12 protein-coding genes are annotated in these 20,278 nt (G+C 40.5%); 6 read left to right on the top strand and 6 right to left on the bottom strand.

Going from position 1 to position 20,278, the window contains the following annotated elements:
* Nucleotides 1-235 precede the first annotated feature (235 nt).
* From MSBR3_RS20800 to MSBR3_RS01210, 3 genes are all read left to right on the top strand, one after another.
* Nucleotides 236-397 carry a hypothetical protein gene (locus tag MSBR3_RS20800; RefSeq protein WP_230627664.1) on the top strand — a complete coding sequence of 54 codons (162 nt, stop codon included), beginning with the start codon at nucleotides 236-238 and terminating at the stop codon, nucleotides 395-397.
* Complete coding sequence (locus tag MSBR3_RS01215; protein WP_230627662.1) at nucleotides 394-1,167, top strand: 4Fe-4S binding protein; 774 nt, start codon at nucleotides 394-396, stop codon at nucleotides 1,165-1,167. Before MSBR3_RS20800 ends, MSBR3_RS01215 begins: the two co-directional genes overlap by 4 nt.
* Before the next feature lie 587 nt (nucleotides 1,168-1,754).
* The gene (locus MSBR3_RS01210) at nucleotides 1,755-5,048 is read left to right on the top strand and encodes an S-layer protein domain-containing protein (protein ID WP_048109849.1); all 3,294 of its coding nucleotides are present in this window, start codon (nucleotides 1,755-1,757) and stop codon (nucleotides 5,046-5,048) included.
* Between the two features lie 790 nt (nucleotides 5,049-5,838).
* On the opposite strand, the gene MSBR3_RS01205 is transcribed toward MSBR3_RS01210, so the two are convergent.
* Entirely contained in the window at nucleotides 5,839-6,786 is a 948-nt protein-coding gene (locus MSBR3_RS01205) for a PLL family lectin (protein ID WP_230627660.1), read from the bottom strand.
* A 1,009-nt stretch (nucleotides 6,787-7,795) separates the two neighbouring features.
* On the opposite strand from MSBR3_RS01205, the gene MSBR3_RS01200 reads away from it, so the two are divergent.
* On the top strand, nucleotides 7,796-8,014 hold the full coding sequence (locus tag MSBR3_RS01200; RefSeq protein ID WP_048105876.1) for a hypothetical protein: 219 nt from the start codon (nucleotides 7,796-7,798) through the stop codon (nucleotides 8,012-8,014).
* 66 nt (nucleotides 8,015-8,080) lie between these two features.
* Nucleotides 8,081-8,848, top strand: coding sequence for a class I SAM-dependent methyltransferase (locus MSBR3_RS01195; RefSeq protein WP_048105875.1), 768 nt, complete (start codon nucleotides 8,081-8,083; stop codon nucleotides 8,846-8,848).
* Nucleotides 8,849-8,859: 11 nt separating this feature from the next.
* Here MSBR3_RS01195 and MSBR3_RS19790 read toward each other — a convergent pair whose 3' ends face one another.
* The 4 genes from MSBR3_RS19790 to uvrA all read right to left on the bottom strand — a co-directional run bounded on the left by MSBR3_RS19790 (nucleotide 8,860) and on the right by uvrA (nucleotide 15,879).
* On the bottom strand, nucleotides 8,860-9,006 hold the full coding sequence (locus tag MSBR3_RS19790; protein WP_155396636.1) for a hypothetical protein: 147 nt from the start codon (nucleotides 9,004-9,006) through the stop codon (nucleotides 8,860-8,862).
* A 110-nt stretch (nucleotides 9,007-9,116) separates the two neighbouring features.
* Nucleotides 9,117-11,129: an excinuclease ABC subunit UvrB gene (gene uvrB, locus MSBR3_RS01190; RefSeq protein ID WP_048105874.1), complete on the bottom strand. Its 2,013-nt coding sequence runs from the start codon at nucleotides 11,127-11,129 to the stop codon at nucleotides 9,117-9,119.
* 99 nt (nucleotides 11,130-11,228) lie between these two features.
* Entirely contained in the window at nucleotides 11,229-12,788 is a 1,560-nt protein-coding gene (gene uvrC, locus MSBR3_RS01185; protein ID WP_048105871.1) for an excinuclease ABC subunit UvrC, read from the bottom strand.
* 52 nt (nucleotides 12,789-12,840) lie between these two features.
* Nucleotides 12,841-15,879 (bottom strand): excinuclease ABC subunit UvrA, encoded by a 3,039-nt coding sequence (uvrA, locus tag MSBR3_RS01180; protein ID WP_048105869.1) that lies wholly within the window; start codon nucleotides 15,877-15,879, stop codon nucleotides 12,841-12,843.
* Between the two features lie 1,071 nt (nucleotides 15,880-16,950).
* Here uvrA and MSBR3_RS01175 point away from each other — a divergent pair.
* Nucleotides 16,951-17,481: a metal-dependent hydrolase gene (locus MSBR3_RS01175; protein ID WP_048105867.1), complete on the top strand. Its 531-nt coding sequence runs from the start codon at nucleotides 16,951-16,953 to the stop codon at nucleotides 17,479-17,481.
* A gap of 261 nt (nucleotides 17,482-17,742) precedes the next feature.
* On the opposite strand, the gene MSBR3_RS01170 is transcribed toward MSBR3_RS01175, so the two are convergent.
* Entirely contained in the window at nucleotides 17,743-19,827 is a 2,085-nt protein-coding gene (locus tag MSBR3_RS01170; RefSeq protein WP_048105865.1) for a M13 family metallopeptidase, read from the bottom strand.
* Nucleotides 19,828-20,278 lie beyond the last annotated feature (451 nt).

The following is a 20,278-nucleotide window of genomic DNA, read 5'->3' as shown; positions in this document are numbered from 1 at the left end:
TCTCTGATTCTATATTTTGTTATAACCCTAATTGTAAATGTATACAACAGGCTACATTCTTTTTGATTTTTCCTTGTAATTCTTCAGTTCAAAAACGATAGAAGTTTATCCAAGTTAATTAAATCCGTTTTCTCTTTTTGGGAAATCCTGGACGTATTAATTAGTGAAAACGTTAAATGAATAGGTAAAAATATCTCTCTGTAGCAACAATGAATGATAAAGAAAGGATGAAACTATGACTGAAGATCTAAAAAAAGCCCTCCTGCAGAAATGCGAAAGCATGGACATACCCATGGTTGGGGTTACCAATGTTGAGAGAGGAATAACCCTCCTTTTTTACCATGGATGCCTGAAGAATTCTATCCTCAGTCAATATATCCTGAAGCAAAATCAGTGATAGTTATCGGATTGCCGATACCCCTACCGGTGTTGGAAACATCCCCTTCTTTGTACTACCGCGAATTGTACAATACTGTAAACACCTTACTGGATCAGTACACTTATAGACTTGCTAACTTCCTGACCGAGAAAGGATACCCCTCTATTTTCATACCTAGAGATGGGTACGGAAGCATTCAGGTACTTCTCGAAAATCCCATTGCCTTCTTTTCTCATAGACATGCTGCTTTACTCGCTGGATTGGGCACTTTTGGGGTAAATAACACTATTATTACGCCTCAATATGGCCCCAGGGTCCGCTTTGGTTCAATTCTGTCCACAGCCGAGCTTCCTCCGGATCCGATGTTGGAAACTGAACTTTGCACTCGCTGTATGCGTTGTGTAAAGATGTGTCCATCAAAAGCTCTTAATAAGGAAGATTACCCTAGCGGACTGACAGATAAAAAAGCCTGTTCCTCTTATAGCGCTGAATTAAACAAGCGTCACATTTCACCGTGCGGTATATGTATCAAGGTCTGTCCAGTAGGAAATGATAGAGTTGTATATAATAGGGAAAATAATTCAATATACGTAGACGAGAATCTTTTTGCCAATCACCATAAAGCCTGGAAGCATGTTAGATCTTATGGCGAAAAAGTCTGTGATTACTTACCTTCTCTGGCACGTCTCGAATTTGCTTGCTGTAAATCCAAAACCAAACTTTTAAGCGTTGTTATAACGAGTTCAAAGCGGAGATCAGAAAGAACAAAAACGGTTAAAAACTTATAACTATGGATGTCAATTCATCAGTGTGAATTAACAAGGAGAAATTTTCTCAATTATTGCTTATCATTTTCTTTGCAATTTTTTTCATTTCAATGATATTATTATCGAGAGAGCTTGATTTTGGAATTATTTCAATGGCTTATCCCAAAATCTTAAATTTCAAATAATTACTCCAATTTCTAACATGAAAACAGTATAGATATGGGAATAAAATTGGTTTTAGGATGAGCTTCAATGTCAATTATTATGGTTGTATAAATCCTGAATCTCATCCAAAATGAGTTTATAATTTTTACTTATATTATACACTATCATTTTACTTTTATTTCTTTTACTTGGTTGTAAAACTTTCTTGCTTTAACTATTCTCCAAACTTTCTTTTTATTACTGAAAATACCGTTTTCTTATCTACCAAACCATATAATTCATGAATCGTGTTATTACTATCCATATTGGTTAGGGAATATCTTACAGATATGTATAAATAAGTTTGTACTGTAATATCACTGAACGACTTTGTTAAATTAATTATTCTGTTTTCTATTTTATAGTTTTACAAATGAAGACTGGAGGATATTTTAGTGAAGATTATGAAAACTTCATGTTCAGTAGTTTCATCTTCAACTGCTATTGCCTTATGTTTAATTCTCATTTTACCTATGACTTCGGCTGCTCTCCCTATAGACTATTGTGCTGAGATTCGTGGCCCAGTATACAATGGCTCTGATATTGACAATGTTATCGATACTCTGGGTAATGGTGAAACCGTTACAGTGGACGCCACTAAATTTGCAGGATTCTACTATGACCACGACAAAAATATGGCAACTGAATCTCTTTCCATTAGAGATGTTGAAGGCACTCAAGGCAATGTTATCGGAGAACATGGTTTAGTTTATCAAACAACGATACAGAATACTAATTACAAGTTTGAATCCTGGGATATATATCCAGTTATCAGTTTATTTGGAGAGCTTTATGTTCCACTCAAACCTACCGATGCTAGTAAACTTGCCAAGCTCATTCTTGACAGCAATGAAAATAACACTCTCAACATAGGTGACATTCTTGATTTAGGTCAAGGATACACTCTCGAAGTTAAGCAGATCGATATTGAAGGTGAGAGAATATGGCTTGAATTCGATAAAGATGGTAAATACGTAGATGATCAGATTATTGTAGCTGATGGTGATGGCACCTGGACCTGCAAACTTGATAATATTCAGGGTGAAAATGATATAACTGTTCTCAAAGTCCATGTCAAGCAGGTTTTCCAAAATGCAGTAAACAGTACTGCTATCATCGATGGTCTCTGGCTCATTGACTATGCAACCGCTTTGAATATCACCGATGAATTTAGCAAACTCAGTACTGCTTCCATTGAAGGAAAAGTGATTTCTGAGAACGATCTGAAATACAATACCACTATTGAAAGTGTTAACTACAGTTATTCAAATTCATTTTCCGGCTGGGACAAATACCCTGTTATCTACTTATTTGGGGAAAAATATGTCCCACTCAGACTAACTGATTCTAGCAAACTCGCCAAGCTCATTCTTGACAGCAACGAAACGCATACACTTATTAATGGCAATATAATTGACCTCGGTAAGGGTTATACTCTCAAAATAAAGCAGATCGACGTTGACGGTGATAGAGTCTGGCTAGAATTTGACAAATACGGACAGTATGTAGATGATAGAGTAGTTTCGGTTAATAACGGCGACAATACATGGACTACTGAACTCAACGACATTCAGGGCGAAAATGACGTTGTTGTCCTGAAAGTCCACGTCAAGAATATATTCCTAGATGCAAATACTAGTGTTTGCATAATCAAAGGTCTTTGGCTTATTGATTATTTTAACGCTATAGATATCTATAGTTCAAGTGAGTATGGTAAACTTAATGATCTTTATATAAACGGTACTACACTTATTATCTCAAACAAATATATTTTCACTCTGAACAGGAATTCTGAACAGAAAATTGCTAAGGAAATTTACTTCAAAGTTATAGATACCCCGGTTAATGAACTCAGGTTCTATCTATTTAAGCAGACCATAGAGCCAGGAATCTATGAAGTAAGAGGAGAGGTTGCCAAAGATAATAGTAATTTTAGGTGGGATGCAAGAAACTTTGCAGGCTTCTACTACGACCTCGATAGTAACGTCGCTACGGAATCACTTAGTATTTCTAATATTAACGAAAATATTATTGGAAAGAATGAGCTTGTTTACAATACTTCCATCAAGGAAGTTGCCTATAAATACAAAAATAAATATAACGACTGGGGCACCTATCCGGTTATCGGCTTATTTGGAGAAAAATACGTTCCACTTAATATTAACAATACTGGCAAGCTTGCCAAGCTCGTTCTTGACAGCAACGATAAGAGTGCTATCAACACCGGTGATATTCTTGATTTAGGTCAAGGCTACACCCTCAAAGTCAAACTGGTGGATATTGACGGTGATAAAGTTTGGCTCGAATTCGATAAAGACGGGAAATACGTAAATGATGCAATTGTCCCAACTGATATGTACCTAGGTACTTGGGACGTCAAAATTGATAACGTCCAGGGAGAAAATAGTGTTCTTGTCTTGAGAGTCCATGTCAAGATTTTTCCCCAAAGTTCAGTCAACGGCACTACAATGATTGATGGTCTCTGGCTTATTGACTATGCAAATCCCATGAGTATTCAGAGTTCAGATGAATCCTGCAAGCTCAACAATATTTCCATTAATGGTACCAATCTTAGCATTTCCAACAGGGATGCCTTCACTCTGACCAAGGGTTCTGATCAGGAAATTGGCCAGGGAATATATTTCAGGATCGCTAACACATCGGTAGCTGAACTCAGGTATTACCCATTTGTTAAGAGAATTGTCGAAGAGAGTAGCAATAAGACGCTTCCTATACCTGACTTCAGCACCAATGTAACAAGTGGTTATACTCCCCTTGCTATTCAGTTTACAGACCTTTCGCAAAATTCGGTCGGAAGAGCCTGGGACTTCAATAACGATTGGCAGGGGGATTCCACTGAGGCAGCTCCTATTTACGTGTTTACAAATCCCGGATCATATAGTATTAATTTGATTGCAATTAATGAAAACGGAACTGCTCTAAAAACTGCTACAATTACTGCAGTGAAGAAAAGCTCAAGCAGTGGCAGTAAAGAAAGTAGCGGAGGTGGCGGTTCTCCTGAACCCGCAAAGAATGTAAAAGTTAAGGAACTCTCCAAGACTTTCGTTACAAGTGGAAAACAAATAAAGTTTGAGTTTCCAAAAAATGCCACCTGTATTTCAAATTTGAGCTTTGACTCCAAGAAGACTGTTGGCAAGACAACTGCCATTGTCGAGATGCTGAATAACAAATCCATACTAACTCCAGATGCACCAAGAGGGGAGATCTACAGTTACCTTAACATCTGGGTCGGAAACGGCGGATATGGAAACGATGAAGTCAATCTTGAAAATGCAGTCATAACTTTCAAAGTTGAGAAACCCTGGGTACAGAATAAAAGTATTGACAAGTCCTCAATAATCCTAAACAGATACAGTGATAAGAAGTGGAATGAACTTCCAATAAACCTCCTCAGGGAAGACGACAAATACCTGTATTTCAAGGCAGAATCCCCTGGCTTCTCTCCGTTTGCAATAACAGGCGAAACATCAACAAAGGAAGTCGCAACTGAAATGCCGCTTGAAACTAAGGATGATGAAAAAAATAATAGTTGTACAGATCTAGTTGAACAGCAGCCTGAGAGTGAAGAAAAAGCAAGCACTTTTGAGAAGAAAAGCATGAGCACTCCAGGATTTGAAATCATTTATAGTGCCATCTGCTTGTCTGGATTTTTCCTGTGTAAAAGATGGAAGATTTAAAGAATAGTGAGTAATAGAGAAGTTATAGGTAGTTTAATAACTACCTCTTCTATACTCATTTAAAAACAATTTATGCCAAAACCATCGACAATTTGAAAGCTTCTGGACTTAGAGCAAGCTACGTGACGATATTCTTTTCGGGATTAATGACTGCACCGTACATTATTTCCTCTCGGTTAAGGATATTACGGCTTCAACAATTGTCTTTTCAAGTGGGTTTCCAAACTTCGGAATTTTCCTGGAAGGTCATATATCCGGTATTTCTGATAGGTCTGGTTATTTAAGGTTTATCGTAAAAAAGGAAGATGCATTATCTTCGCAGGCAGTAAATTAACATTCCAGGCAGGAACTTGTGCTTCTTGAAGACTCTCAAGAATCCCCCATTTACAAAAAAATAAGAACAGTCTAATCGACTTGATTAAGAGCTATCTACCTGTAGAGTCATTATTAATATATTTTTACTTTGGTAAATAAAGCTGGATGTCATATTATATCTAGTTGAGTATTATATTCAGTTGATATTAGATATTAGAACCACATAATGAAATATATAATACAACTATTCAGCCTATGTGAAACAGAATCGATAACCATCTTATTAAGTTCAATCGACAAATTTCTGTAAATTGATTTTCTTAATTTGTTGGCAATTGACTGCACTTCTTCCTTTTCCGCAGGTTATTTCCTGGATTCCTCGTTTTCACCAAAATCAATATCCATAGACATGTTTGGATAGGCTGAATAGTTTTACTATAACTAATACGTTTGGATAGCTGAACAGTTACTATAATTAATTCGATTGATTAAGCTGCAGGTGATACCACTTATGCTGCATAGTTTTATTTTCACCTATAGCGAAAACATCGATACGTTGTGAATCCCACGAGACAGCTGCAGGTGCAGAATATAATTCTCCGCCTCTACACATCCATTCATGCCAGGAACCGTCATACCATTTATGCTTCAGTGTGTGAAAATCACTTCCAACTGCGAAACAATCCAGCCGATAAGATGCCCATGAGGAGGCAGCTACACCGTCAATAAATTCCCCACCCAGACTTTCCCAGTCATACCAGGTGTCATTAAACGACTTATGTTGCATAGATTTGTCTTTGCCTAAAGCGAAAACATCGATACGACGTGAATCGGAAGAGACGGCTGCAGGGGCAGAGTACAGTTCGCCGCCCAGATCTTCCCAGTCATGCCAGGAGCCATCAAACACCCTATGCTGCAGTGTCCGATCAGTTCCAACTGAGAAACAGTCCAACCGACCGGGTGCCCAGGAAGAGACAGCTACACCGTCAGTAAGTTCTCCACCCAGATCTTCCCAGTCATGCCAGGAGCCATCAAACCACTTATGCTGCAGTGTCTTATTTTTACCTATAGCGAAAACATCGATACGGTTCGAATCCCATGAGACGGCTGCAGGGGCAGAGTACAGTTCGCCGCCCAGATTTTCCCAGTCATGCCAGGAGCCATCAAACACCTTATGCTGCAGTGTCCGATCAGTCCCAACTGAGAAACAGTCCAACCGACCGGGTGCCCAGGAAGAGACAGCTACACCGTCAGTAAGTTCTCCACCCAGATCTTCCCACTTACTCCAAACTGGAGAAAAATTTTGTGGCGCAACGTCGTCGGCAGTTGTAACGGAATCAGCACCTGCTATTGCACCAGATAGTGTCAACGCAAATAAGATTGCAAGTAAAATAACCAATGTGTTTTTGATTTGTCCTTTCATCCTATACATTCCCGAATTTATGGTTCAACCTTACAAAATTTGACAGTAATACGAATTTGCTGTAAATGTTAAATTAAATTTTTCGTATACGGACGATGGAATTATCTTTAAGATATAAAATTTTGACTATTAACTTTTAAACATACGATTTTACAGAAAAATCGGCGTACTGCCATAATTCAAAGGCAATTTATTTTAGTATTTTTTAATAGTAACTTCCTATATTGTATTAAAATATGAATATTAATAATTTGTTATTTATCTTTCTAAATTTATGTTAATATATATTTTTGAAGTTGTGTTATAAAAAATCTAGCTCTGTTTCAAAGTCAGTGTAAATGTTCACAATTAGGAAAATTAATTCATTTTATTCCCAAGAAACTGGCATACAAAGGTAAAAATACTAGGCTCAAACTGCGGAAACTTTATTTTCGCACTACAGTTCTCCATCTAGCTATCTCATAAATATTCTATAGAGAGCCAGAGAATAGTTCTATTTTTTGACATAAGATTGTGAAATGAAAAGGTAAAAGTCCCCTGAAATTCAAGGGAATATATACAAAAAAAATATACATCAAAGTTGTGCTGGCGCACCCACAGAAAACTAGGAAGGTATTCAAATGAAAGAAAAACTTCAAGTTTTCTTTCCGAACTATTCTAAATAATGAAATTATTTTACCAGATTCCAGTATTGTAAAAATAATTATGTGATTTTCTAGATCCAGTCTCTTGCTCATCAAGAATCGATAATAATTAGATATAACCATTTACAGAATTTTTTGTCTATATATGAATTTTTTGTCTATATATGAATTTTTTGTCTATATATGAATTTTTTGTCTATATATGAATTTTTTGTCTATGTATTAGAGTATATGCTAAACGAAATGATTTTAAGAGCTTGATTTTGTTATGAGAGAGGAGCAAGTAACAGAAAACTCGTAAAAATTATAACTGAATATCTAAAGTCTAATAAAAAAATTTTGAATATATTGAGAAAGAAGCAGTTATGAAGCTTTTAAAACCGCTACCAGAAAAGAAAAAAGTACTCATGGATCATATTGGCGTTGAAACTTATTATATTGGAATACTCGGAAAATTCAAAACTGTTGGAACAAAATACATGGGTTCTTTGAGGAACGGATCCACAATACTTGCAACCTACAATGGGTATAAAATGGTCTCCCAGGGAAATTATTATGTTAGGTATTGCATATGGCAAGCGTAAAAACATAGCAAAAATCTTTAAGGCAGAAAAAGGCAAAGGTATAATTAGAAGATAAGGAGCATGACAATGGAAGAAATAACAATCCACGAATTTGATTTTGACCTCATCAATGAATTTTTCACAGAGCTTGAACGGCAGGGACCCGGCAGCCCCGAAGAAACCATCAGGGCATTAAGTTTTATCGGAAATCTTTCAAACAAAACAAAAATTGCCGATTTAGGCTGCGGCACAGGCTTTCAAACAATGGTTCTGGCACAAAATACAGAAGCAACCATCACCGCCCTCGACCTTTGCGCCGGTTCGATTGATAAACTTAACGCAACAGCCGAAAAACTTGGTTTACAGAACAGGGTAAAAGGTATTGTCGGTTCAATGGATAATTTGCCGTTCCAAAATGCCGAATTTGATCTTATATGGTCTGAAGGGGCTATTGCCAATATAGGTTTTGAAAAAGGCTTGAATCACTGGAAAAACTTCCTCAAAAAAGATGGTTATATTGCCGTAACATATGAGTCATGGTTTACCGATGAACGCCCCGCTGAAATTGAGAAGTGGTGGTTGGACGCAGTTCCTGAAATTGGCACAATAGGGCATAATATTTCCATCATGCAAAAAACAGGTTATATTCCTGTTGCCGCATTTACGCTGCCTGAAAATTGTTGGATAGACAATTATTTTATTCCGCAAAAAGCAAGGCAAGAGGAATTCTTGAAAAAACATGCGGGAAATAAAACCGTTGAGGATATGATTGCATTTATGAGGCGTGAGGCAGACTTGTATTCAAAATATAAACAGTATTATGGATATGTATTTTATATTGGGAAAAAGATGTAAATAATAATGGTTTACCCCGCTACTTCGTATACCAGACCGGAAACTACTTCGCCGCCATTTCCGTTGTAACGCATTGAAGAAATGACACGGCTTATGGAAGGTGATGGAAGCACGACGCTTAGATAATTTATATTTTGTTTGGAGGTAAATCCTCTCAATCTACTTTCTCTTAGGCTATTTTTCTCCTCCAGTCACTCTCCTCTTAGGCTATTTTTCTCCTCCAGTCACTCTCCTCTTAGGCTATTTTTCCCCTCAAGTCACTTTCCTTTCAGACTACTTTTATCTCTTTTTCCAGCTTCTTTATCATTTCCCTTACTTGAATTGCCCTTTCGAAGTCCAGCCTGTCAGCAGCTTCCTTCATTTCGGTTTCCAGTTCGATAATCATATTGGGAATGTCGGTTTTAGGGATGTGTTTTGTGTCGGTGATATCCACGACCTTTTCCCTGATGGGTTTCCTGATAGTTGTCGGAACGATGCCGTGTTCCTTATTATAGGCAATCTGCATGGAGCGACGGCGTTCGGTTTCAGTAACGGCACTTTTGATGGAATCTGTCATATTGTCGGCATACAGGACAACCTTCGAGCTGGCGTTTCGGGCAGCACGACCTATGATCTGAATCAGACTTTTTGAGTTTCTCAGGAAACCTTCCTTATCCGCATCCAGGATACCAATGAAACCCACTTCCGGAATATCAAGCCCTTCCCTGAGCAGGTTGATCCCTACAAGGACATCGAATTTGCCAAGGCGGAGTTCGCGGATTATTTCGGTCCGTTCTATGGTTTTAATGTCCGAGTGCAGGTAGCGAGCTTTGATTTCGTTTCTGGCAAGGTACTCGGTAAGTTCTTCCGCAAGCTTTTTTGTCAGGGTGGTTACAAGGGCACGGTCTCCCTTTTCGACAATTTTCCTGACCTCCTGCATAACGTCCCTGACCTGGCCTTCAAGAGGACGAATTTCCACTTCAGGGTCAACAAGCCCTGTCGGGCGGATGATTTGTTCCACAATCTGGGCTGAATGCTCACGTTCATAGTCTGCTGGGGTTGCCGAAACAAAAATCACGTTTTTCATGTACTTCTCGAACTCATCGAACTTCAGAGGCCTGTTATCGTAGGCACTTGGAAGCCTGAACCCATAATCTACAAGGCTCTTCTTTCTTGAGCGGTCCCCATTGTACATGCCGTGAAGTTGCGGGATTGTCTGGTGGCTCTCATCAATGACAAGCAGGAAATCCTCAGGGAAATAGTCAAGCAGGCAGAAGGGCTGTTCTCCTGGCTGTCTGTGGTCAAAGTGCCGCGAATAATTTTCAATACCTTTACAGCTACCGGTTTCCTGAATCATTTCCATATCATAAAGCGTGCGCTGCTTTAACCTGTGAGATTCGAGAAGCCCTAGCTCAGGAAGGTGTTCTTCGAGCTCTTCGAGAATGGACTGAATTGCACTTTTCTGCTCCTCTTCAGGAATTACATAGTGCCTGGCAGGATAAACAAAGAAATAATCCATATCTTCTGTTCGCTGTCCTGTCTGTTTGTCCACCTCGGAAATCCTGTCTACCTCATCTCCGAATAGCTCAATCCGGATAATATTATCAAAATATCCGGGAATAATGTCAATAGTATCCCCTTTTACCCTGAAGCGTCCTGGCATAAGCTCAAGATCATTTCGCTCGAACAGGATTTCAACGAGATTTTGCAGGATCTCTTTTCTCTGGACTTTATCTCCTACCTTTAATTCAAACCCCATTTTCTGGAAATTTTCAGGATTGCCAAGCCCGTAGATACAGGATACAGATGCCACAACAATAACGTCCTGACGCGACATCAGGGAAGCAGTAGCAGCAAGCCTCATCTGCTCGATTTTCGGGTTAATCTGGGCATCCTTTTCAATATACTGGTCCTTGGCAGGAAGATAGGACTCTGGCTGATAATAATCGTAATAAGAAACAAAGTACTCTACCCTGTTTTCAGGGAAGAATTCCCTGAACTCATTATAAAGCTGGGCTGCAAGGGTTTTATTATGAGCAATGACAAGGGTCGGTTTTTTGACCTGGTTTATAACATTGGCAACAGTATAGGTTTTTCCTGACCCTGTTACCCCAAGCAGGGTCTGATAGTGCTCACTTTTTTTAAGCCCTTCCACAAGTTTTTCGATTGCCTGCGGCTGGGAACCCTTTGGCTCAAAATCGGAAACCAGCTTGAATTGCGGGCTGTTCCAGTATCGGGAATCTCTTAGTGTTTCGGAGATTTTATGAGATAATGGCTGTGATGTTTGGTCAGAAGAATTCATAGAATCAAAACCTTAAAATTATGGAGATTTAGAGATGACATATGTAGCAACAATATCAGTAACTCACTAATGATTTTTGGGAATCAATGATTTTCAGAATCAATCATTTTTAGGGATCATCGATTTTTGTCTTAACAGACGGTTGTAGGTAATTGCAAACCTGTGAGCTTCGTCCCGGATTTCCTGGACAAAAAGTGAGGCTTTCTCGTCTTTTTTGATGGGAAGAGGGGACTTAATTCCAGGCACATAGATTTCTTCTTCCCTTTTTGCTATAGAAATAAGAGGAACCCTGATTTTGAGCTTTCTGAGTTCCTGAAAAGCTGAAGAGAGCTGCCCTTTTCCCCCATCTATAATAATAAGGTCAGGCAGGTCGTGTTTATCTTCAAGCAGACGGGAATAGCGCCTGTGTACAACCTCGGCAATGGAAGCGAAGTCATCGATCCCTTCAACGCTCTCGATCTTGAAGCGGCGATAATTGTGTTTATCGGGTCTACCCCCACGGAACTGAACCATTGAACCGACCGTAGCCGTGCCTGAGAGATGGGAAATGTCAAAACATTCTATGACATTCGGAAGTTTCGGAAGGGATAACTTACTTTGCAAGGCCTCGAGCTTTTTTCGGTCTCCGAAGAAACCAATCTCAACATTTTTCAGGGCAAGGTCGAGAAGCTCTTTTTTCTCTCCCTGTTTCGGAACCGTAACTTTAACTTTTGTTCCCTTGACATGAGAGAGGAAATCAACAAATGACTCTTCAAGCGATTCGGGCAGGATAAGTTCTTCAGGCGGCTCGTTCTCGGAATAATATTGCACCAAGAATTCCTCCAGGAAATTTTCCCCGAAGGCAAAAACATAGTCCTGCTTATCCTCAAGCGTGCCTTTGTAAACCTTGAAGAGCATGAGATAAACTGTATCATCCCTGACAATATAGTTCAGGATGTCCTCGTTATGCTTTTTCTGCCTCTCCATGTTTTGTTTTTCCTGAAGGTATTCAAGGGCTGTAATCTCATCCCTGAGAGATATGGCCTGCTCGAATTGCTGTCTTGATGCCAGTTCCTTCATCTCTGTTTCCATGGACTCAATAAGTTCTTTGATATTGCCTTTGAGAACAGAAGCAGCTTTCTTAACTTTCTCGGCATAGTCCTCCATGGAAATTGCACCTATGCAGGGCCCGCTGCATGCCGCTATATGGTATCTGAGGCAGGCCCGTTTCGGCATCTGTTTGCAGGTCCGGAGCTGAAAGGTTTTTCTTACAACCTCGAAAATGTAATCTCTCTCCTTTGCCGAAACAAAAGGTCCAAAAAAATTTCCACTATCAACCCTTTTCCGGGCAAGCCTGATCCTTGGAAACTTTTCTTCTGTTAAATGAATGCAGGCATATCGCTTTGAGTCCTTTAGAAGAATATTGTACCTTGGCCAGTGTTTTTTAATAAGGGTGTTTTCCAGAAGGAAAGCCTCTACTTCCGTGTTCGTGACAATAAAATCAAGGCCCCTTACAGCCTCCATAAGGCTCGTTGTTTTTGGGTCGTGATCCCTTTTCTGGAAGTAGCTGCTTACCCGCTTTTTGAGGTCCTTTGCCTTGCCTACATAAATCACAGTCCCCTCTTCGTTCTTGAAAAGATAACAGCCAGGTAGGTGAGGAAGAGCCTCCAGGTCAATCATTTTTAAACCTCTTGTTCAAGTTTCAAGTTTTTAAAGGGAGCTTAAACTCGTTTTAAATAAACTGCTCTCCAAGTGCTTTATCTGTCCTGTGTTTGTTATGCTTGAAATCTCTGGAGTTTTCGGAGTCTTTTTCAAAGTCTTTTTCAAAGTTTTCTTCAGAATCTTCCTCAAAGTCTTCGGAATCCCCGTACATATCGTCTTCAACTTCATCAGAGTTGGCCTCAAATTCTTCTCCTTCTTCGAAGACAGCCTCTATGGACTCTTCTCCCGATATATCAAGGTATGACGCTGAAAGCTTGGGAGCAAGGAAACGGGCAGTGTGGCTTCCCTGAACTGTGGACACTTCCTCAGGGGTTCCTTCGGCAATAATTTCTCCGCCTGCGTTCCCGCCTTCGGGACCAAGGTCGATGATATAGTCTGCGGATTTGATTACATCCAGATTATGCTCTATCACAACCACAGTGTTTCCTTTTGCAACAAGCCTGTTGAGAACTGCTATAAGTTTTTTAACGTCATGGAAGTGAAGCCCGGTTGTAGGCTCATCAAGGAGGTAAATCGTTTTTCCGGTACATTTTTTGGAGAGTTCCCTTGTCAGTTTGATCCTCTGGGCTTCCCCGCCTGAAAGCGTTGTTGAGCTCTGACCTAGTTTGATATAGCCCAGCCCGACTCTTGTTAAAGTATCGAGTTTGTTTTTGATTCCAGGAATATTCTCAAAATGTTCGGCAGCCTCTTCAACGGTCATATCCAGGACTTCTGCAATCGACTTACCCCTGTATTTTACTTCTCGGGTTTCCCGGTTGTAGCGTGTGCCCTTGCATTCCTCACATTCAATGTAAACATCAGGCAGGAAATTCATTTCGATTTTGATCAGCCCGTCTCCCTGGCAGGCTTCACAACGTCCTCCTTTTACGTTGAAGGAGAAACGTCCGTTTTTATATCCCCGGATCTTGGCTTCTTTAGTATCGGCAAAAGCCTGCCTTATGGAATCAAAAACCTTGGTATAAGTAGCAGGGTTTGAGCGAGGAGTCCTGCCAATAGGGCTCTGGTCAATAACGATTACCTTGTCGATCTCGGAATCGAAAACCAGCTCGTCATAGTCCCCTGGCGTCACACTTGATTTGTTTATCTTCTTTGTCAAAGCTTTGTACAGGGTATCGTAAATTAACGTGGACTTTCCTGAACCCGAAACGCCTGTAACTACAGTCAGGACCCCTATGGGAATATCTACGTCTATGTCCTTCAGGTTGTTAGCCCTGCATCCTTTAAGCCTTATGAAGGCGTCACTACGCCGACGAAGAGCAGGCGGCTTTATCTGTTTTTCTCCTGAGAGGTACTGGCCTGTAAGGGATTCCGGATTTATTTCGATCTCTTCTGGTGTGCCTTCGGCTACTACATAACCACCATGAACGCCTGCACCCGGACCTACATCGAGCACATAGTCCGCAGCTCTAATAGTATCCTCATCATGTTCCACGACTATCAGGGTGTTTCCAAGGTCCCGCAGGGTCTGAAGTGTCTGGATAAGCCGTTCGTTATCTCTCTGGTGCAGCCCTATTGAGGGTTCGTCGAGCACATAGAGCACGCCCATAAGGTTTGAACCAATCTGGGTAGCCAACCGGATTCGCTGGGCTTCTCCGCCTGAGAGAGTGCCTGCGCCTCTCGAAAGGGTAAGATAACCGAGCCCGACATGCTCTAAAAAGCCAAGCCTTGAGCGGATTTCCTTTAAGACCTGTTTTGCGATCTCTCTTTCCTTTTCCGAGAGTTCCACATTTTCAAAAAACCGAATGCATTCCAGAATTGAGAGATTTGTTACATCTACAATGGACTTTCCGCCGAGCTTTACTGCAAGCACTTTTTCCTTCAGACGTTTACCTTCGCATTTCGGGCAGGGCTTTACCTGCATGAATTTTTCAAGTTCTTTTCGGCGGTATTCGGATTTTGTCTGGCTGTAGAGCCTCTCGGACTGCGGAAGTAGCCCTTCCCATGTTCCTTTGTGAGACCATTGGGCGTCCCCATTTTTCATGCTCATGCTGAACTGCATGAGTTCGTCCGAGCCGTACATAAGCGCATTATACTGCTCATCCGTGAGAGCCTCAATTGGAGTAAAAATGTCAAAACCAAAATGCTTTGCCACGGCTGCCAGATGCTGGCTCCGATAACTGTCCAGGTAATTCCTGTACAGAGCAACAGCTCCGTCTGCGAGACAGAGCTTTTTATCCGGAATAATGAGGTCAGGGTCGAACTCCATCTTGATCCCGAGACCATTACAGGCTTCACAGGCCCCGAAAGGACTGTTGAAGGAAAACATCCTGGGCTGAAGTTCTTCAAAAGCCATGCCGCAGACCGGACATGCCATGTTTGAGGAATAAAGGTGGTCTTTTCCTTCCGAATCAACCGCAATTAAGAGCCCGTCTGCTTTCTGGAGGGCATTTTCACAGGCCTCGACAAGTCTGGAACGGTCCTCTGAGGGGTCCAGACGGTCAATAACGACTTCAATATCATGCTTTTTGTAGCGGTCAAGAGTAATTTCGTCGTCAGTCCTGTGAATCTCGCCGTTTACCCTCATGCGGGCAAAACCTTCACTGTTAAGTTCCCTGAAAAGCTGCTGGTATGTCCCTTTCTTCTGCCGGACTACTGGCGCGAGAATTGTAACCATGCCCTCACATTCCCTGTTCAGGCTGTCCGCAATCCTTTCAGGAGACTGTGACTCGATTTTTATGTTATGAGTAGGGCAGTAAGGTGTGCCGATCCTTGCAAAAAGCAGCCTCAGGTAATCATAAATTTCAGTGACTGTTCCGACCGTACTCCTGGGGTTTTTCGAGGTCGTTTTCTGCTCAATGGAAATCGCCGGAGATAAACCCTCAATGCTGTCAACATCCGGCTTGTTCATAAGCCCGAGGAACTGCCGTGCATAAGCTGAGAGCGACTCCACATAGCGCCGCTGCCCTTCGGCATAAACCGTGTCAAAAGCCAGGGTGGATTTTCCTGAGCCTGATACCCCTGTAATAACAATTAATTTGTCCCGCGGGAGTTCAACAGTGATGTTTTTCAGGTTGTGTTCCCGTGCCCCTTTAATAATAATATTTTTCATTTTCTTTCTCTCGGGTTTTTGTCCAGTTGAATCAGTTAGATGAGAATTGTTTGGATGAAATTGGTTAGATGAGAATTGTTTGGATGAAATTGGTTAGATGAGAATTGGTTAGATGATAATTTGGTTAGATGAAATTTGTTAAATGAGAATTTAAGGCCAGAATAAAGTCTGGATTTCATATTAGAGTAAATTCTAGAGTAAAGTCTGGATTTTGAAGTTAAATCTCTAAAAATCCAGGAATAAGTGAATTTAAGATTTTAAAGGAATTTTTTTGAAAAGCTTAAAGCTGAAGTTTACTTGTCAAGCCATTTTTACAGGCAGATAATTCCATGTATTATTATAAATAAGTAGTGATAATTAACCGAGGTTGATTTCACTCCTATGACATACGACGGTTTTAGGATTCATACTACCCCGTTTTTCAATACATACAGCAAAATGCAGACTTTTTATTAATAGAATGATATAGCGTAGTGAAAGTATTAACCAGTAAACAATCGATTTTTAGAGTCTATATTTAGTAGATTATGTTCACGAATATTGAATTGTATAGCATTCTTACGTTCAATTTTAAGTCTGTTTGTCTTCAATACTTTCAGTCCAGAATAATCATTTTCTCTACAAGCCAGCGTGAATAAACCTGTTAAGTCAGGAATTCATCCCCAAAAAAGAAGGAGGAAAAAGGTCAATAGACTGCAAGAAGAGCGATATTCGAACTTTTAATCATACAACGGATGGCTAGATTATGCCTATAATATAAATAATTATCTACTTTAGAATATTTTAGTAGATTTGTGTAAATTTCTACTGAATTAATGCTGTGTCTGCATTAGCACTCTTTATAGATATCAATATATCAGTCTATTTATTAGTCTATTAACAGGTGTCTTTCAATTATAATCTGTCAGTATGTCAGTCTATTAATTATATTGACTAATTATCAACTTATAAGTGTATTAAATGCATGATATGTGTATTTAAAGAATATCTCTAAACGAAATGTGTTACTTTTTAAAAATTTTTATTGAGCTTGACTATATTTATATATTCAAGAAGTCTTGTTGACTTACGATGCTTCTTTTTGGACATATTGGGGTTACATTGGGGATATTCTTCGCAATTGGGATTTTCATACCTCGGCTAAAAACTATTATAGATCCGAAATATTTAGCCGTTGGAGCTCTTTTGCCCGACTTAATCGACAAACCTCTAGGAATGATTATCTTTGCTTCTACCTTTGCAAACGGACGTATTATATGTCATACGCTGTTATTCGTTCTTTCCCTATTCCTGTTAGGTTTATATCTGTACGAAAAGAAAAAAGATATTAAAGTTCTTAGCCTTGCTTCAGGCTCTTTCTTTCACCTCATGGAAGATCAGATGTGGAAAACTCCCAAAACTCTGCTCTGGCCCCTCCTCGGACTGCAGTTCCCCAAAAATCAAGTCGATTTCAACGGAATTGAATACTTGACAAGACTGTTCGAAAACTCGTTTACGTTTCATCTCTCGCGTTCTTCCACTCCTGAAATCCTGGGTATAGGGATAATAGTTATTTTGGCACTACACTGGTTAATAAAAGAATTTGGACAAAATAAGTTTTAACAACGAAAGTTACGATAGCACATCCCTATTCAAACAACGAGATACTTTCGTGTCACCTCTCCAGGTTCCGTTAAAGAAAATAATGAACCTCGACACTTAGGTTTCAGAAGTTTGAGCAGAAGTAGTTAGCTCATCCAAAAACCAATTTACTTCCGCATCAAAGGAGAGCAGAGCTCAAACAGGTACTGCCGTCGCTAGGGTTCATGACTTTTCATAGGCGCTGTACTTCGCCATCAGAAAAAAGGCTTTTTTGTGGACTTTTTACCAGATTACAGGCCTCTTATTTTCAATTCTGTATAGTTTATCCGAGGATTTTACGTTCGGGAAAGCCCTGTAAAACTCAGGCACGTTGAAGACTACGCCATTGACCCTGAACCTGGCTGGTGAGTGTGTATCAGTCAGTACCAGAGTCCTCAAGGATTCATTCGTGTTCGATTCCCTCCAGATCTGGGTGAAGCTTAAAAAGAACCTCTGGTCTCCAGTGAATCCGTCGATTGTTTTCGGCTCTTCTTTTAATGAGAGCTTATAGGCGTGGTAGGCTACTGTCAACCCGCCGAAATCTGCTACGTTCTCAGGCAGGGTCAGGTTACCGTTGACGTACAGGTCGGGCAGAACCTCAAACCTGTTATATTCGTCCACCAGAACCTCCGTATTTTTATTGAAGTTATCGGCGTCTTGCGTTGTCCACCAATCCGTCAAATTTCCACTCGCATCGAACTTCCTGCCCTGGCTGTCGAAGTGGTGAGTCATCTCGTGTCCTATAACAGAGCCTATGGCACCATAGTTGACAGCGTCATCGGCATCCTTACTGAAGAAAGGCGGCTGAAGAATGCCTGCCGGGAAGACTATGATTATTTTATTGTAGTCCGCATAGGCATTGGCTTCCTGGGGGTTCATTTCCCATAGTTTGCGATTTACAGGCCGGCCTATTCTATCCAGACCATCTGGACCGTGATAGAACTTAAATTTAGAAGCCCTGAGTACATTCATTACATATGAGTCGTTTTTAATTTCAAGCTCCGAATAGTTCAGCCATTCATCAGGATAGCCTACCTGTACATCCAGAGCTTCAAGCTTTTTGAAAGCTTCTTTCCTGGTTTCAGGCTCCATCCATGTAAGGTTTTGAAGTCTCTCTCCAAAGGCCTTCTTCAGGTTGAATACCATCTCCTGCATCCTGGCCCTGGAATCGGGATCAAAATATCTATCCGCATAGACACGGCCTACAGCCTCGCCCATGGCCTCGTTTTCCGCATCAATAACTCTCTTCCAGCGCGGCTTCATTTCCTGCTGGCCATTGAGTTTTCTCCCAAAAAAATCAAAATGTTCCTGCTCTACGTCTGAGCTAAGGTAAGGGGACGTCCCTAAAATCAACTTCCAGCGCAGGAAGGTCTTCCAGTCAGCTATGCTTTCGTCCTGAAGGGCGATGCTTAGCTCTTTAAAAAAGGAAGGATTTCTGACATTGACCTCAGTTACATCCGGACAAACCAGAGAGCCAAAGAGACAGGACCAGTTAATGCCTGGAGCAAAAGTCTGGAGTTCCTCAAGGCTCATCTTATTGTACGTTTTGACTTCATCGTGGTTATCAACGTTGGTAAAGGATGCATTGGCCAGCCTGGTCTCTATCCTCATCACGGTCCTGGCATTACTCTCAGCGATTTCCGGACTATCACCAAGGAAGACGAACATCCTTGCAACATGGGCCAAATACTGTTCTCTGATCTTAATAGATTCGTTGTCCTGCCTGAAATAGAAATCCCTATCCGGAAGGCCCAACCCTCCCTGACTAAGGGTAGCAATCATGGTCTTGCTGTTCTTCTTGTCAGGTGCGGCATACATTGAGAAGAAAGGATCCAGGCCATATTCCATCATTTGAGTCGAAACGGTCTGGAGATCGGAGGCACCGGAGATATTGTCTATCATCTTCAGCTCGCCTTTAATTGGGTCAAAGCGCTGCCTTTCCAGAGTAGCATTATCCATTCCCATACTGTAGAACTTGCCAATCTTCTGCTCGAGGCTTCCATCAGGAGCTGAAGTATTATTGGCTGCACTCTCCACTATTCCTTTAACACGGTCATAAGTCCTGTCCTTTACTATCTCGAACTCTCCGTATCGGGTTTTGTCCGGTGGCACAGGATGGCTTTTTATCCAGGCTCCCTCAGAATACTCATAGAAGTCGTCTCCAGGTTTTACTGAGAGATTCATGCTTCCTGGGTCGAAAGCTTTTTCCTTTTCTGAAGTGCTCATGTTACTCCTCAAAGTTTCGGAAGAACCAAAAGCTACAATGGTTAAAGCGTTAACCAGTACGATGCCAAAAGTGAACAGATTTATCACTCCCTTCCTATTCATGCCCCCTCACCTGCCCTCAACTACTATGGATTCTGATCCTTAAAATACAGCTTCAAAAACGCTTATTTGAACTTTTTAGGAATCCATCATCTTACAATATAGGATACATATCTGGAGTAAAGAATCACACCGAATAGATGTTGTGATCAAGTAAACTACAAAATTCCTGATTCGATAACGTTATTTTTAACTGTAAGCTCGCTATACCGTAGCCATCCACAAGTCCTATTACTCCTGTTGTAGAACATAATTATTCCCATAATTATTTTAAACTACTTATACTAAAATTAGCCTTAGTTCCAGAGATTGTGATTTTTAATGTGATTTTAATGTGATTTTAATGTGATTTTAATGTGATTTTAATGTGATTTTAATGTGATTTTAATGTGATTTTAATGGATTTTAAGTATTGTATTCAACTGGCTTGGAACTGAGTAGGAAACAAAAACCA

The sequence above is a fragment of the Methanosarcina barkeri 3 genome, from assembly GCF_000970305.1.
Classification (GTDB): Archaea; Halobacteriota; Methanosarcinia; order Methanosarcinales; family Methanosarcinaceae; genus Methanosarcina; species Methanosarcina barkeri_A.
The sequence above is the reverse complement of the archived record's forward strand: the minus strand, read 5'-3'. Positions and strand labels throughout refer to the sequence as shown.

Coding starts and splice junctions, on each gene's coding strand:
- MSBR3_RS20800 (WP_230627664.1), top strand. CDS start 236: ATGACTGAAGATCTAAAAAAAGCCCTCCTGCAGAAATGCGAAAGCATG.
- MSBR3_RS01210 (WP_048109849.1), top strand. CDS start 1,755: ATGAAAACTTCATGTTCAGTAGTTTCATCTTCAACTGCTATTGCCTTA.
- uvrA (WP_048105869.1), bottom strand. CDS start 15,879: ATGAAAAATATTATTATTAAAGGGGCACGGGAACACAACCTGAAAAAC.
- MSBR3_RS01200 (WP_048105876.1), top strand. CDS start 7,796: ATGAAGCTTTTAAAACCGCTACCAGAAAAGAAAAAAGTACTCATGGAT.
- uvrC (WP_048105871.1), bottom strand. CDS start 12,788: ATGATTGACCTGGAGGCTCTTCCTCACCTACCTGGCTGTTATCTTTTC.
- MSBR3_RS01195 (WP_048105875.1), top strand. CDS start 8,081: ATGGAAGAAATAACAATCCACGAATTTGATTTTGACCTCATCAATGAA.
- MSBR3_RS01170 (WP_048105865.1), bottom strand. CDS start 19,827: ATGAATAGGAAGGGAGTGATAAATCTGTTCACTTTTGGCATCGTACTG.
- MSBR3_RS01205 (WP_230627660.1), bottom strand. CDS start 6,786: ATGAAAGGACAAATCAAAAACACATTGGTTATTTTACTTGCAATCTTA.
- uvrB (WP_048105874.1), bottom strand. CDS start 11,129: ATGAATTCTTCTGACCAAACATCACAGCCATTATCTCATAAAATCTCC.
- MSBR3_RS01175 (WP_048105867.1), top strand. CDS start 16,951: ATGCTTCTTTTTGGACATATTGGGGTTACATTGGGGATATTCTTCGCA.